14 protein-coding genes and 1 pseudogene are annotated in these 13,159 nt (G+C 70.8%); 10 read left to right on the top strand and 5 right to left on the bottom strand.

The genetic code is table 11. The features are described 5' to 3' along the window. Positions 1-6: 6 nt before the first annotated feature. The 3 genes and pseudogenes from M4D82_RS00125 to M4D82_RS00115 all read right to left on the bottom strand — a co-directional run. A complete protein-coding gene (locus M4D82_RS00125) occupies positions 7-999 on the bottom strand; it encodes a conjugal transfer protein (RefSeq protein WP_249764024.1) in 993 nt (330 codons plus the stop codon). Between the two features lie 322 nt (positions 1,000-1,321). Then, a complete protein-coding gene (locus M4D82_RS00120) occupies positions 1,322-3,541 on the bottom strand; it encodes an SEL1-like repeat protein (protein WP_249772350.1) in 2,220 nt (739 codons plus the stop codon). Positions 3,542-4,179: 638 nt separating this feature from the next. Further along, positions 4,180-4,272 (bottom strand): annotated as a pseudogene (locus M4D82_RS00115) (hypothetical protein); the annotation flags it as partial. Between the two features lie 196 nt (positions 4,273-4,468). On the opposite strand from M4D82_RS00115, the gene M4D82_RS00110 reads away from it, so the two are divergent. Further along, entirely contained in the window at positions 4,469-4,666 is a 198-nt protein-coding gene (locus M4D82_RS00110; RefSeq protein WP_249764023.1) for a hypothetical protein, read from the top strand. A gap of 345 nt (positions 4,667-5,011) precedes the next feature. Here the strand turns inward: M4D82_RS00110 and M4D82_RS00105 are convergent, their stop codons facing one another. Further along, positions 5,012-5,206, bottom strand: coding sequence for a DUF397 domain-containing protein (locus M4D82_RS00105; protein WP_249764022.1), 195 nt, complete (start codon positions 5,204-5,206; stop codon positions 5,012-5,014). Next, on the bottom strand, positions 5,203-6,093 hold the full coding sequence (locus M4D82_RS00100; protein WP_249764021.1) for a helix-turn-helix domain-containing protein: 891 nt from the start codon (positions 6,091-6,093) through the stop codon (positions 5,203-5,205). The genes M4D82_RS00105 and M4D82_RS00100 overlap by 4 nt, the downstream gene beginning before the upstream one ends. Before the next feature lie 266 nt (positions 6,094-6,359). On the opposite strand from M4D82_RS00100, the gene M4D82_RS00095 reads away from it, so the two are divergent. The 9 genes from M4D82_RS00095 to M4D82_RS00060 all read left to right on the top strand — a co-directional run bounded on the left by M4D82_RS00095 (position 6,360) and on the right by M4D82_RS00060 (position 13,151). Then, positions 6,360-6,650 carry an ATP-binding protein gene (locus M4D82_RS00095; protein WP_249764020.1) on the top strand — a complete coding sequence of 97 codons (291 nt, stop codon included), beginning with the start codon at positions 6,360-6,362 and terminating at the stop codon, positions 6,648-6,650. 358 nt (positions 6,651-7,008) lie between these two features. After that, entirely contained in the window at positions 7,009-7,137 is a 129-nt protein-coding gene (locus M4D82_RS33945; RefSeq protein ID WP_283844426.1) for a hypothetical protein, read from the top strand. Between the two features lie 237 nt (positions 7,138-7,374). Beyond that, positions 7,375-8,100: a hypothetical protein gene (locus tag M4D82_RS00090; RefSeq protein WP_249764019.1), complete on the top strand. Its 726-nt coding sequence runs from the start codon at positions 7,375-7,377 to the stop codon at positions 8,098-8,100. 128 nt (positions 8,101-8,228) lie between these two features. After that, positions 8,229-8,855, top strand: coding sequence for a hypothetical protein (locus tag M4D82_RS00085; protein WP_249764018.1), 627 nt, complete (start codon positions 8,229-8,231; stop codon positions 8,853-8,855). Further along, complete coding sequence (locus tag M4D82_RS00080; RefSeq protein ID WP_249764017.1) at positions 8,852-9,712, top strand: Scr1 family TA system antitoxin-like transcriptional regulator; 861 nt, start codon at positions 8,852-8,854, stop codon at positions 9,710-9,712. The genes M4D82_RS00085 and M4D82_RS00080 overlap by 4 nt, the downstream gene beginning before the upstream one ends. 151 nt (positions 9,713-9,863) lie before the next feature. Further along, positions 9,864-10,478, top strand: coding sequence for a type 2 periplasmic-binding domain-containing protein (locus M4D82_RS00075; protein WP_249764016.1), 615 nt, complete (start codon positions 9,864-9,866; stop codon positions 10,476-10,478). Between the two features lie 66 nt (positions 10,479-10,544). Beyond that, positions 10,545-11,546, top strand: coding sequence for a UDP-glucose 4-epimerase GalE (gene galE, locus M4D82_RS00070; protein ID WP_249764015.1), 1,002 nt, complete (start codon positions 10,545-10,547; stop codon positions 11,544-11,546). Between the two features lie 253 nt (positions 11,547-11,799). Next, positions 11,800-12,417, top strand: a complete 618-nt coding sequence (locus M4D82_RS00065) for an NAD(P)-binding domain-containing protein (protein WP_249764014.1) — start codon at positions 11,800-11,802, stop codon at positions 12,415-12,417. After that, entirely contained in the window at positions 12,414-13,151 is a 738-nt protein-coding gene (locus tag M4D82_RS00060) for a hypothetical protein (RefSeq protein ID WP_249764013.1), read from the top strand. The genes M4D82_RS00065 and M4D82_RS00060 overlap by 4 nt, the downstream gene beginning before the upstream one ends. Positions 13,152-13,159: the final 8 nt, after the last annotated feature.

The following is a 13,159-nucleotide window of genomic DNA, read 5'->3' as shown; positions in this document are numbered from 1 at the left end:
TCACACTCATCGGGCACCGCCCGACACCGAAGCCGTCGAGGCACCGGCCGCCGGCCGCGAGGCGGTCGCACCGGTGTCCATCGCGCTGACCTCCCACCGCCCGGCCCGGGCGGTGACCACCAGCCGGTACACCAACGGCCACCGCGTACCGGCCCGGTCCTCACCGGTCACCCGCACCCGCACCCCGGCGCGCGTCCCGTCGACCGGCACGCCCTTCGTGGTGGCGGCCTCCGCGTCGGCGACGACGTCCTGGACCTCCACCCGCACGTACGACGCCGACGGTGCCGACAGCCGCACGCCGGGAGACAGGTACCGCTCCAGCCCGGAGCCCTGACCGCCGGCGAGGTAGGCCCGCAGCACCTCGCCCACCGAATCCGACAACGCCGTCCCGGACGAAACGGGATGAGTGAACGGCGACGCGACGGAGGGGCCCGGCTCCGGCGCGGCGACTTCCGCGGGCGTCCCCCCGATGCTCACCGCCGCCCCGCCCGTGCCCCCGCTGCCCGACACCGCGAAGTACCGCACCACGGGAGAAGCAGCCGCCCCGCCACCACCCGAGCCCGACGGCTCCGGCGCGGGGACGGATTCGGTCAGGGCCGCCACCACGGCCGTCCAGCCGTCGGCCGAACTCGCGGCGCTCACCGGCACCACCCGCACAGCCGGGGCCGCGGCGCCGCGGGCCCGCTTGGGAAGCTCGACGGACGGCGCCATCGACCGCAGGGCCACCCCGACCGCGTTGTCCGGCGTGCCCGCGTCCGCACGCAGCCACAGCTCCACGAACAACGCAGCCACACCCCCCGGTTCCGCGGGGCGCTCGGCGGCGCTGTCGGCCTTTGCCGCCGGCGCGGCCTGGGCGGTGGTCTCCTGCGGCACGAGGAGCGCGACGGCCAGGGCGAGGGGTCCGGCCGCCAGCGCCGTCCAGACCCCGATCCGGGCAAGTCGAGGGCCGCGGGGGACACTGCCGGACGCCGGGACGGTCTCAGGGCGAGACGACCGCAAAGGGGCCGGATTCTTCGAAGGAGGCTCGGCTGCTTCACGCCGGGAGGAACGGGGGACAGAGGACATGGGATCGCCTTCCGTGAGGTGCTGATCGTGCTTGCACCCCACGAAACGGCCACCACCTCACCGCCTGGATCACCACCGTCAGCCCCCGCATGTCACAGGCCCACAACGCTTGGGACGGTGAACTCACCAATCACCTCACCACCGCCCCCAGAACCTCCCCACCGCAGGTCACAGCGCTATCCCCGGCAAACTCACCACTCCATGCCGACGATGTGAGCCGGGTGGTGAGTTCAGGGGGAACACGAAACAGGGATGCTCACCATGGGGATGTGGGAGTGCCGTCTGGATCCAGGCCATGCGGCCACAGCCTGGTGAGGATTCCCGACTCCGCGGCCCGGTTGAACCCGAATTGGTTGGCCCCGTGGTCGGCAGCCTCTCGGGCGATGATTTTGGCGCTGTCCCGATGCCCGGCCTCGTCCCGCATCCTGGCCAGGTCGTGCAGGGCGCCGGTGTCGCCGTGGGCGGCCGCCTGTCGGGCCAGGGCTTCGGCGCCGTCCCGGTCCCCGGCCTCCTCCCGCATCCTGGCCAGGTCGTGCAGGGCGCCGGTGTCGCCGTGGGCGGCCGCCTGTCGGGCCAGGGCTTCGGCGCCGTCCCGGTCCCCGGCCTCCTCCCGCATCCTGGCCAGGTGGTCCAAGGCGCCGCTGAAGCCGTGATCGGCCGCCAGACGGTAGACAGCTTCGAGAGCCTCTCGATCCCCGGCCTCCTCCCGCATCCTGGCCAGGTCGTGCAGGGCGCCGGTGTCGCCGTGGGCGGCCGCCTGTCGGGCCAGGGCTTCGGCGCCGTCCCGATCCCCGGCCTCCTCCCGCATCCTGGCCAGGTGGTCCAAGGCATAGACGTTGCCGTGATCGGCCGCCAGACGGTAGAGAGCTTCGGCACCCTCTCGGTCCCCGGCCTCCTCCCGCATCCTGGCCAGGTGGCGCAGGGTTTCGCTGTTGCCGTGGTCGGCGGCTCGCCGGGCCAAAGCTTCGGCGTCCTCCCGGTCCCCGGCCTCCTCCCGGATCCTGGTCAGGTGCGTCAGGGCGCTCATGTCGCCGTGGTCGGCTGCCTGCCGGTAGAGGTCTTCGGCGCCTTCTCGGTCCTCAGCCTCCCGCATCATGGCCAGGCGCGCCAAGGCGTCGCTGAAGCCGTGATCGGCCGCCAGACGGTAGACAGCTTCGGCACCCTCCCGGTCCTCGGCCTCCTCCCGCATCATGGCCAAGTTGTCCAGGGCACTCATGTCGCCGTGTTCGGCGGCTTGCCGCACCAGTGCTTCGGCACCCTCCCGGTCCCCGGCCTCCTCCCGCATCACGGCCAGGTGGTAAAGAGCGTCGGTGTTGCCGTGGTCGGCTGCCTGCCGGTAGAGGACTTCGGCGCCGTGCTCGTCCCAGGCATCCAGCCGCATGTGGGCCAGGCGGACCAGGGCGCCGCCGTAGCTGTGGTCGGGGGCCGACCCGTAGAGGTCATCGGAGCCCTCCTCGTCCCCGGCCTCCTCCCGCATCATGGCCAGGTGGTCCAAGGCGCTCATGTCGCCGTGTTCGGCGGCCTGCCGGGCCAGGGTCTCGGCGCCGACCTCGTCCCCGGCCTCCTCCCGCATCCTGGTCAGGTGCGTCAGGGCGCTCATGTCGCCGTGGTCGGCTGCCTGCCGGTAGAGGTCTTCGGCGCCTTCTCGGTCCTCAGCCTCCCGCATCATGGCCAGGTGGATCAGGCCTTCGCTGTTGCCGTGTTCGGCGGCCTGCCGGTAAAGGGCTTCTGCGTCGTCCCGGTCTCCGTTCCCCTCTCGTAGCCTTGCCAAGCGAACCAGGGCATGGGTATTGCCGTGGTCGGCGGCGCGGTAGCGGAGGGCGTGGGCCCATTGCAGGCGGTGGCGGTTTTGGGCTGCCTGGGTGAGGTCGTCGAGGTCGTCGAGGTCGGTGAGGTGGGTATAGGCGGCGTGCCAGAAGGACGCGGGCGGGCAGAGGTGCCTGCGGCTGGTGCGGCCGTGTTGTTCGAGGTAGTCAGCGAGGCGGAACACCGGCCCCGCGGCCGTGGAGGCCGGGCCGTGAACGGCCGGGGATGTCGCCGGGGCAGGGGGACGTCGCTGGGTGCGGGGGGTGGTGCGGTGCAGGGGGGCCTGTTTGCCATGGACGGGGGCGGCGAGTTCGGCAAAGGCCTGCTCGGCCCAGTCGTCGGTGAGCCGGTCGTAGTCGGTGTCGTTGAGGTAGTCGGTGGCGGCGTCGGTGAGGAAGGCCTGCGGAAGATGGAGGCCGACGCCGAGGCGCCGGGCGTCCATCGCCACTTCCAGCATTGCCGCGGCGGCCGGGCTGGCGTGCCGATAGCGCGCGAGGAGTTCGGGGGCGCCAGCGAGGTCCTGGGTGATGCGTCCGTCGGCGCCCGCACGGCCGAGCGCATCGGCCACAAGCTGGTCCCCGCCCTCGGCGAGAGCGGCCGCGGCTGCCAGAGCCGGAGCATCGAAGGCGTCCGGGACGGCCAGCGTGCGGCCGGCCAGCAGCTCCCGCACCCGGCTGTGCGGTCCTCCGCATCCGATTCAGGGAGGACCGTGTACCGGTTGGCGTACTCGGGCCAGAGCGTGCCCAGCACCAGGATCGGCCCGCGTTCCGCACTGACCAGCAGCCGGTGTACGGCAGCCGCGATCTGTTCGCCCGCCACACGGTCGCCGAGGTAGTGCTGGGCCTCGTTCAGCCAGACCACGGTGTGCGGCGCGACGCGTGGTAGGTCCTGAAGGGCGTCCTGAGCGCGGGTCGGGTCGAAGGGATGCCACAGCCGCCATCCGAGCGCCGTGAGGGGCTGCACGGCCTCCCAGCACGCACGCGTTTTGCCCGTCGACGAACTCCCCACCAACACTACGGCCCCGCTGCGGCCAGCCGCGGCGTCCTCCACGACCTGCGCCAGCACCTGGTCGTGCGGGCGCCGCACATACCCGGGCATCGGCCGGGCCACCGACCTGCCGGACCCGAAGGGGGTGTCGCCGGGCCCGGCCGGGTGGACCTCCAGGTCGTGCGGATCCCACTCACCGATCGGACGGCCCGGCGCCGACCCCACACCACCCCCGGCATCCTCGACCGCGCGACGCCGTAATGCCAACAGCTCATCCACCGGGAGCTGCACCGCGCGGGCCAGGGCGGCCAACGTCTCGGGCGAGGGCGCGGGCTTTGCCGGCGAGAGCGCCTCCGACACCGTCGTACGCCCCAGCCCGGCACGCGCGGCAAGCTCCGTCTGGTTCAGCCGCATGTGGGCCATTCGAACCTTGAGCCTCTCCCGCAGCTCGGTCAGGGCGGGATTCTGGCTGCCGTCTTCGTCGCGCACGGTGCGTGGCCCCCAGGACTCGTGTTCGCCGGTGTTCATCTTCCGCCCGGCGAACACCGGCGAACACCGATTCGGCGACATTCGACCATGTCAACACCCCAATACGCATCGGGAGATTGCCGTGACCGTCGCCGTCGTCCTGCTCACCACCGCACTTGTGATCGTTGTCGCGCTGCTTGCCGCCGCCGGCGCGGCGAAGCTCGCCCGCCTGGACAACGGCAGCTATCCCACGGCCCTCACCCGTGCGGCCGCCACCTTCGTGGCGGTCGTCAGCCTCGCCGCCGTCGTGGCCACTACCCTCGCCGCCTTCCTCACCTGACGACCAGCCCTCCCTCAGGGCAGGAAGCAGCACGTCCTGGGCACGAGTTCGGGCTCGTGGGCCTCATGTTGCCGAGGCGTTGTTCGCGAGAACAGGCTCGGGCGCCTGTTCGGCGAGGGATTGAATGGGGGGCGCGCTCAGGGAGAGCGGAGCGGGAGAACCGCTCTGCGGTTCGGGAAGATGGTCGGTTCTCCACGGAAGCGCGCCGGGCGCCTGCGCATCGGAGCCTGACGTCTACGGGGCACGAAATCCCACTGTGGGCGGCGGTTGTCGGTGTGTCAGGGCATGCTGGAGTGATACGGGTGTTCTCCTCGATGACCGCGAGGAGAACACCCGCCCGGGTATCTAGTGATCGACAGTCTGGACGAAGGTCGTCCACGCCGCGCCGGGTACCCGGAGGCAGGGCTGATCGGCGTTGCCGTTCAGTTTCGAGTCCCGGATGTGGACCGAGGCGCTGATGGCGATCTCGACGCAGTTGTTGCCGGCGCCGTCGGAGTAGCTGGACTTGATCCAGTTCAGGTCGTTGGGTGTCTGGTTCATTTCGTGATCTCTCGCGATAGCTGGTGCAGGAACTCGGGGGTGTCCTCCGGCGGGAGCGCGGAGGACATGAGGCCGTTGAAGGCCCGCTTGAACTTTCCGACCTCGCGTGGCTTGTCCGACACGGAGGTGGAACTCCAAGGCGTGTCCACCTGGACGGAGGTGGGGAGCCCCTCCTCCAGGTGAAGCACGGCGAAGTTCGCGGTGGGGAGGTGCCCACGAAACCGCGGTGGCAGTATCGGCAGGATCTGAAGGTGCACGTGGGGGAGGCCGGCCAGTCGGATCAGCTCGTCGTACTGCGCGCGCATCACGTCGGGGTTCCCCACGAGGTTGCGCAGGGCCGGCTCCCAGAGCACCGCGCGCAGGAGCAGGGGATCCTCGTTGCGTTCGATGGCCTTCTTCCGGCGCATGCGTACGGCGACGTTGCGCGTGATGGACTCACTCGTGGTCTCTTCGACTCGCTGGGCGTCCTCGTGCAGATGGCGGGCGTAGTCCTCTGTCTGGAGAAGCCCGTACACGAGGGCGGGGTGGAAGGCCCAGGTCTCCCTGGCGGCCGCTTCGATGCCCATGAAGCGGGGCATGCCCGAGGGCATCGTCGAGCGGTAGGGGTGCCACCAGTCCTGGCTGGCTCCCTCTCGCTGGATCGCCAGGAGCGCCGCCACGTCCTCCTCGTCCTCGACGCCGTAGTACTGGAGCAGGTTTCGCAGATCGGCCGCGGAGCGAAGCGGCCGGGTCCCCTTCTCCAGGGCCTGGAGCTTCGCGAAGTTCAGGCCGGTCACAGCTCCCGCCGCTGTCACCTCCTCCAGGGTCTTCCCGGCTCGCTCCCTCAGCTGACGCAACTCGTAGCCGAGTTCGATGCGGCGCACTGTCGGCCTGGGTGTCGCCACCATGCGTGTGCCTCTCCTCCCCATGCGCGCGCCGCATCAACCCATGCGCGCGTCAGATCCGCCTATGCGCGCAGTCTGGCACGCGTTACGCCTGCCACGACAGGTGATGCGTATGCGCTGGCATGTTCCATTTTCCATCGCGGTGAATATTCTCCGCGATATCCATTGCCTCGTAACTCTAGCGAGCGGCAAGCTAGTTGTACCGAGTCAGACGGCCCCCGGAAGTCCGGGACTCACACCGTGCAAGGGAAACGATCACGAAATCGGCTGTGCATCCCTTACACCTGCCCCGGACCTCCATGGCCCTGGCGGCTCCCGCCGGAGCGCGTATCCGGATACAGCTCACCCTCACCGCCACCGGCGGTCTCCTCATCGAGGTCCGAGACCTCGTTCCGGCCTTCGAGCGATTCGAGGAGGTCGTGCAGGGCACGGAGGGGCGCGGGTTGTGGGAGGTGCGCCGCCTCGGGGCCGAGGTCGGCTGGTACCTCCACGGTGCCGATGCGGGCAAGACCGTCCACGCCGAGCTGCCGGCCCGTCCCGCCTCCGGGCTCCGGGACTGACTGCAACACCCTTTCCCTTTCTGCCAGGAGGTCATCATGTTCAAGGTCGGCCGACACGGGCTCCCCGAGCGCATCAACACGACCGGGTCGCTACCGTTTCGCCTGCCGGGCGCGGCAGTGCAGCGGGCGGTGGACAGCTTGTACCTGCCGAAGCCGGACCTGGACTCGACGTCGGTGTCGGGGCGGCCGCGTACGCCCGAGGAGGCGCGGGCTCGGTGGTCGCGTCTGCGATCCCGCTCCTCGGGCCCCGGGCGTTCCTCCGAGGACGTGTGACGTGGTGCGCGGTACTCGTCGCGACCGGGTCGTGCCGGGCGGGGTGAATCTGGGGCCGCCGCGCAGGATGCCTCGCCTTCGTTGGGTGGTGCGTCACCCTCTCCGCTTCCTGGACAGCAACGGCTTTGGCCAAGGACTGACCTCCTGGGTCCTGCTGTTCCTGACCTTGGTCGGCGGGTCGCTCGCCTACGTGTACTTCGCCTACCTTTCCTGACCTCCGTCGTCTCGGCGCCGAGCAGTGCCGCGACGACGAACCGTACGGGCCCTGCCGCTCCCCGCACCGCGCTTCCCCTTCCGCGTGGTGAGCGGGCAGCCGAGCGGCACGGGCGCGGCACCTCGCCGGCGCCGGATGGGAAGCCCGCGGTGCGCGAGTGTGCCCCGGCCGCCCCTGCACTCCACGGGGGCGGCCGGCCATCCCCAACAAGACCCCGCCGACCCATTGAGGATGACCATGGGTGAGAAGTTCCATCCGACCAGGCCCTCGTACGTACCGCCGCGCGTCGGCTATGTCGCCGCACGCATCGCGGAGGCCACGGGCATCGAGCCGATGTTGGAGAGGCCCCACGCCGGCCGGGTGCTCCTGCGGCACCTGGCGGGGCCGTGGGAGTTGACCCTCGCCTGGAATCGCAAGTCCGGCACCGGGTGGCGCAGGGCCTGGACCTCCTCGACGCTCACCTACGAGGGCAGGCCGCATCCGACGTTCGGGTCGTTCACCTCCTACGCGGCCGCGGCCCGAGGCCTGCCCTGCACCCCGCCCACCGTCGAACCCGAGCTCGACGAGGAGAGGATTCCGGCCCTGGTGCGGCGTCGGCTCACGGATGAACGGGCCGCTGCGGAGGATGACGCTTGGTCGATGTGGGCCGGCCGGCTCGGCCGCCGCTGGGTGGTGGTATGCGCCCGCGCCGAAGGCGCCTGCGTAGTCCACTGGAACTTCATCCGCGACGGCGACACGTGGGTGTACGACGACCTCGACGCGCTGGTGGCCTGGCACGAGTTCGGTGAGGCCACCCGAGAACTCACCCACGCGCTCACCGCACAACGGCACGCGATGCAGGGTTGGCCGAGTTCCCCGACCGACCTCCGGGGCACGGCCAGCGTCCTGAAAAGCCTGTCGCAGCGTCAGCGCACCGTAGAGCCGGCCACCGCCAGCACCACCGAGACCCGGCTGCGGCTCTAGACCCGACGGCGCTCTCCTGCGAGCACCCCCTCTCCGACGCGCGAACCCTGCTCCCGTACGGGTCGGACACTCCCGTGGCCGACCCGACTGCCCGCGATCCCTGGAGATTTCCGGTGAACACCCTTTCCGTGCCTGCCGTTGCCCGGCGCCGCGACCGTTTCCCGCAGCACCCGATGGTCCTGATGGAGCGTTCCGGCCTGCGGTACGCCGGTGGGTCGCGCCAGGACCAGGTCGACCCCGTCTTCGAGGTGCTGTGGGAGAGGTGGGGCGGAGCTGGCATCGGTGCGCCCGAGTACGCCGTGTTCGACCCCGAGGTCCAGCGGCGCGCTACGGACCGGTTGCTGTGCGTGCACTGCCTGGGCTGGCCCGATCGCGACCCGCGTACGGGCATGCTGTGGCTGCTGCACGCGCAGGACGACGCGGACGTCTGGCCGGCCGACATACTCACGATCACGCCGCCGATCTGCCGGCTTCACGCCCGGCACGCCGTGGAGCGGTGCGCGGGTCTGCGCCTTGGCTACGTGGCCGTGCGCGTGCGGGAGGCGGAGCCCGTGGGCGTCATCGGCACCCTCTACGACCGCCACGGAGCCGTCGTCTCCTCGGACGAGCTCGTGCTCTTCACCGACACCCACCGGATCCGCCACGTCCTGGCCCGCTACCTCGTGCTGGAACTTCGCGGCGCCGTACCCGACCCGACCGTCCTCCCCACCCCCGCCGCCGACCGCAACGGTGCTCCGGAAAGGCGCTTGGCGTGATCTCCGACTCCGGCCCCGGCCCCGGCCTCGACGTCCGCACCGCGCGACGCGCGGGCGAACTCGTCGTCGGCACCTACCTGGCATCCCTCCGCGAGGCGAAGCGGATCAGCCGCGGCGACGCCGCCGCGTCGGCGGGCATCAGCTGGCTGGAACTGCGCCGGCTGGAGGCGGGCGCCCCGGGACTGGAAGCCGCGACCGCCACCGCTCTCCTGCGGACGTACGGCATCACCGCGATGGCTGACGTCAGGGCGGTCACGCGCCTGTTGCGCCCGCCGCCGTACGACGACGTCCGGCTCGACGACGCCCCCGGGCACCAGCAGCGCCTCGCGGCCTGCGAGCATACGGCCCGCAGCACACGCACCTGGGCGCCCATCTGGCTCCCCACACCTGTCCAGACCCCCGACTACGCCGCATGCCACGCCCGCTGGGCCCTGCCCCAGGAGGAGTACGGGCCCGCCACCCTCGGGATGCGCCACCTCACCGAGAAGGGCCCCCGCACCACGCTGCTCCTCGACGAGCAGCTGCTGACCCGGGCCGGACCCGGGGTCGAGGTGATGGCCCGCCAGCTCGGCCACCTGCGCGACCTTATGGAACGCCGCCTGATCAGCGTCCGTGTACTGCCGCTCGACAGCGGCGTGATCACCCTGTCGTCGCCCCTCACCGAACTGCGCCTGCCCCGCGCCCGCCTCTTCGTCTCCGAGACCTACGGAGTCCTCTACGCCGGCGACAGCGCGCAGCACCGGTTCCGGTTGGACGTCATCGAGGCCGCGGCGGTCTCTCCACGACAAAGCTACGACTGGCTCGGGCGCGTTCAGAGACGGTTCACCACCCGCGCCGGGGCGTCGACCAAGGCGTAGAGCCTCTGACCCCACCGCACGACCGCCCCGATGTCGCCCAAAGGTCCAACCGACTTCGTGCCGTGATCGGCCGGTCCCAGGACGTGGGTCCGCTCGGCACGAAGCGCGCCCCGCATGCGCCCCCATCACAACGATCAGGAGACCGATGGCCATGACCACACATACCCTCCAGCGCACAAGGCGGATCCCCATCGAGCGCCGCCGCGGCGTCGTCGCGACGTTGGGTCCCGAAGGGACCGACGCGCACGCCGAGGCGTTGCGGCTGTTCGACCAGGCGGTACTGGCCCCGACGTTCGACGCGGCCCTGCGGTACGCGTACGAGAACGACACCTTCGCCCTGGTGGCGGCCGGGTTCGTCGAGCGGGCCGGCGAGGCGGTCCGTGACCTGTGGGTGGACATGCACTTCCGCAACCTGGGGCGCATGCGCGTGGACGAGGTCTGGGTGAGCCCGACGAAGGACATGTGCGTGGCCACCCGTTCGCACGGTAGCCCGGAAACGGCCCGATCTCTGGCCCTGCACCCCGCCACCCGGGTGTTCGCCGACACCTTCGTGCCAGGGGCTCGACGGCGTTACGTCGACGCGAAGCCGGTCGCGGTCCGGCTCGTCGCGCAGGGCAAAGCCGACTGCTGCATCGGGTCCGTCGACGTGGTCGAGCGCCACGGGTTGAGGATCCACGAGGTCTTCCGGCCCACGATGGTCTGGTGCCTCTACCGGCGCCTCCAGGACCGGGAGGAACCGGAACGAACCGTCACCAAGCGCTGCTAGGCTCCCGCCTCACAGCCTCGACCGGCGCCCAACAGTGCTGGTCGACAACCGACTTGGGAGACATTCGTGAAGGTTCTGATCACCGGCGGCGCCGGGTTCATCGGCAGCACCATCGCCTCGGCCTGCCTCGACGAGGGCATCGAGCCGGTCATCCTCGACGACTACTCCACCGGGCGACGCGAGTTCACCGAGGGCCGGATCCGCTACGAGGGCGACATCGCGGACGGCGCGCTCATCGACCGGATCTTCACCGAGCACCCCGACATCGAGATCACGATCGGATGCGCCGCGAAGATTGTGGTGCCCGAATCGGTGGCCGAACCCCTGCGCTACTACACCGAGAACGTCAGCAACGGCCTCGCGCTCCTGGGCCACCTGCTGCGCAACGGCTGCACCCGGTTCCTGTTCAGTTCCTCCGCCGCGATCTACGACGCCGGACTGGGCATCACGGAGACCGCGCCGCTGAACCCCCTGAGCCCCTACGCCCGCACCAAGGCCGTCTTCGAGAACGCTCTCGAAGACATCACCGCCGGCACCGACCTCCGCGCGATCTCCCTGCGCTACTTCAACCCGATCGGCGCCGACCCCAAGATGCGCTCCGGACTCCAGGTGACCCGGCCGACCCACGCCCTCGGCGTCATGATCGACAAGTTCCACGCCGGCCTGCCCTACCCCGTCACCGGCACCGACTGGGAGACCCGCGACGGAACCGGCATCCGCGACTACGTCCACGTCTGGGACCTGGCCCGCGCCCACATCGCCGCCCTGCGCGCCTTCGGCACCGTCCTTCCCGCCGGCGGGGACACCTACCGCGTCATCAACCTCGGCTCCGGCACCGGCACCACCGTCCTCGAACTGATCAAGGCCTTCGAGAACGTCACCGGCAAGCCCATGCCCACCCACCTGACCGACCGGCGCCCCGGCGACACCGCCGGCGCCTACCCCGACATCACCCTGGCCGACACGCTTTTGGACTGGCGCCCGGAACTCTCGATCGAACAGGGCATCTCCGACTCCCTCGCCTGGTACGCCCAGCGCGACACCATCCTCCGCGGAGAAGACGAATGACAGCTTCCTTAACGGGCCGACCGGCGACGAGCATCCTCGTCGCCGGGTACGGCGTCATGACCGCCGGGATCATCCCCCACCTCACGGCCCTGCCCCACAGCCGCGTCTCCATCGTCAGCCGGCACCTCGCCCAGGCCCCCCTGCCCGGCACACGGCTGATCCGCCCCGCGACATCCCGCCGGTCGAGCCCGACGTCGTCATCGGCTGCTTCGCCGACGATCACGACAGCCGCGCCTTTTGGACCACCGACCCCGTGACGGCCGCACTGGCCGACCACCGTCCCGTCTGCGTGGAGCTGTCCACCATCAGCCCCGAATGGGCCGAGGAGTGGCATCAGCAGATCACCTGCCGCGGTGGCATTCCCGTGGAGTGCTCGGTCACCGGCAGCCGGCCCGCCGCCACCAGCGGGACGCTCACGGCGTTCCTCCACACCCCGGTCCACGACGCGCGCACCGAAACGGTCCTCGCCGCGATCACCAGCCAACGCCACGAATTCTCCCGGCCCGGCAACCCCGCCCGCTTCAAACTGATCTTCAACGCGTGGGGCGCGGCGGTCCTCCACAGTCTCGGTGTCTTCGCCCGCCAACTGCCGACCCATCTCGGCGAGGACTACCAGGTCGCCGCGCGCGCCGTCACCACCACCGGCTGGATGGCCGCCATCACCGCCTCCAAGCTGCCCCGGCTGGAACGCCAGGACTACAAGGACCCCGACTTCGCCGTCCGGCACATGGTCAAGGACCTCGAATACGCCCGCGAGCTCCTCGGACCCCTCCCGTTGATCGATCTCGCCATCAACGCCTACGCCCAGGCCGTCGCCGACCACGGTGCCTACGCCGACTTCACCGCCGTCGGCGACCGGGGAGCATCGTGAAGCAGAGCGAGATCCCCGACCTCCTGCGCCACCTGCGGACCCTCCTCGCCGCGACCACGGGCATGTCCATCGCCCTGTCCGGCTCCCTCGCGCGCGGCGACTTCCGCACCCGGCCCGACGGGACGATCATCTCCGACCTCGACCTCATCCCGGTCATCGCCGGTGCCGACGACGTCGCGAGCGCCCGCCGACAGCTGGCACCTGTCCTTCAGGACGTCGCGGACCGGTTCGCGATCACGGCCACCGCCGCGATCACCCTGGACGCCACCCGCCGCAAAGCGCCCCTCGCGCGCTACCTCACCAGCATGGCCGCCCGCCCGTGGCTGATCGACCCGCTCGGACTCGAAGGCACCACAACCCCGGCGGCCGATCAGGCGAATCCGTTCGGTGACCCCAGCCTGCCCTGGCTCTTCCAGCCGGTCACCTATTACCTGGCCAAAGCCACCCACGAGGACCCCGTCACCAACCTGGTCAAGGCCCGCGCCGCCGCCGACCACCTGCTCGACCACCTGAGGATCACCACCGCGACCGACCCGCTGCGCGACCTTCCCCGCACCCTCGCCGCGATCCGTGACCTGTACGGGCTGACACCGCTGCCGTCCTCGCGGACGTTCCTCGCCAGCCCGACGGACACCGCCGTGTTCACCACGGTCCGCGACCTTGTCTTCCGGGAGAACCAGGGCCTGGCGTTCGCCGACTCCGCCATGGCGGCCACCCCCGCCCTCCCCAACTGAGCAGGAGC

It is taken from the genome of Streptomyces sp. RerS4 (assembly GCF_023515955.1).
GTDB lineage: Bacteria > Actinomycetota > Actinomycetes > Streptomycetales > Streptomycetaceae > Streptomyces.
This window is presented reverse-complemented; position numbering and strand designations above follow the sequence as displayed.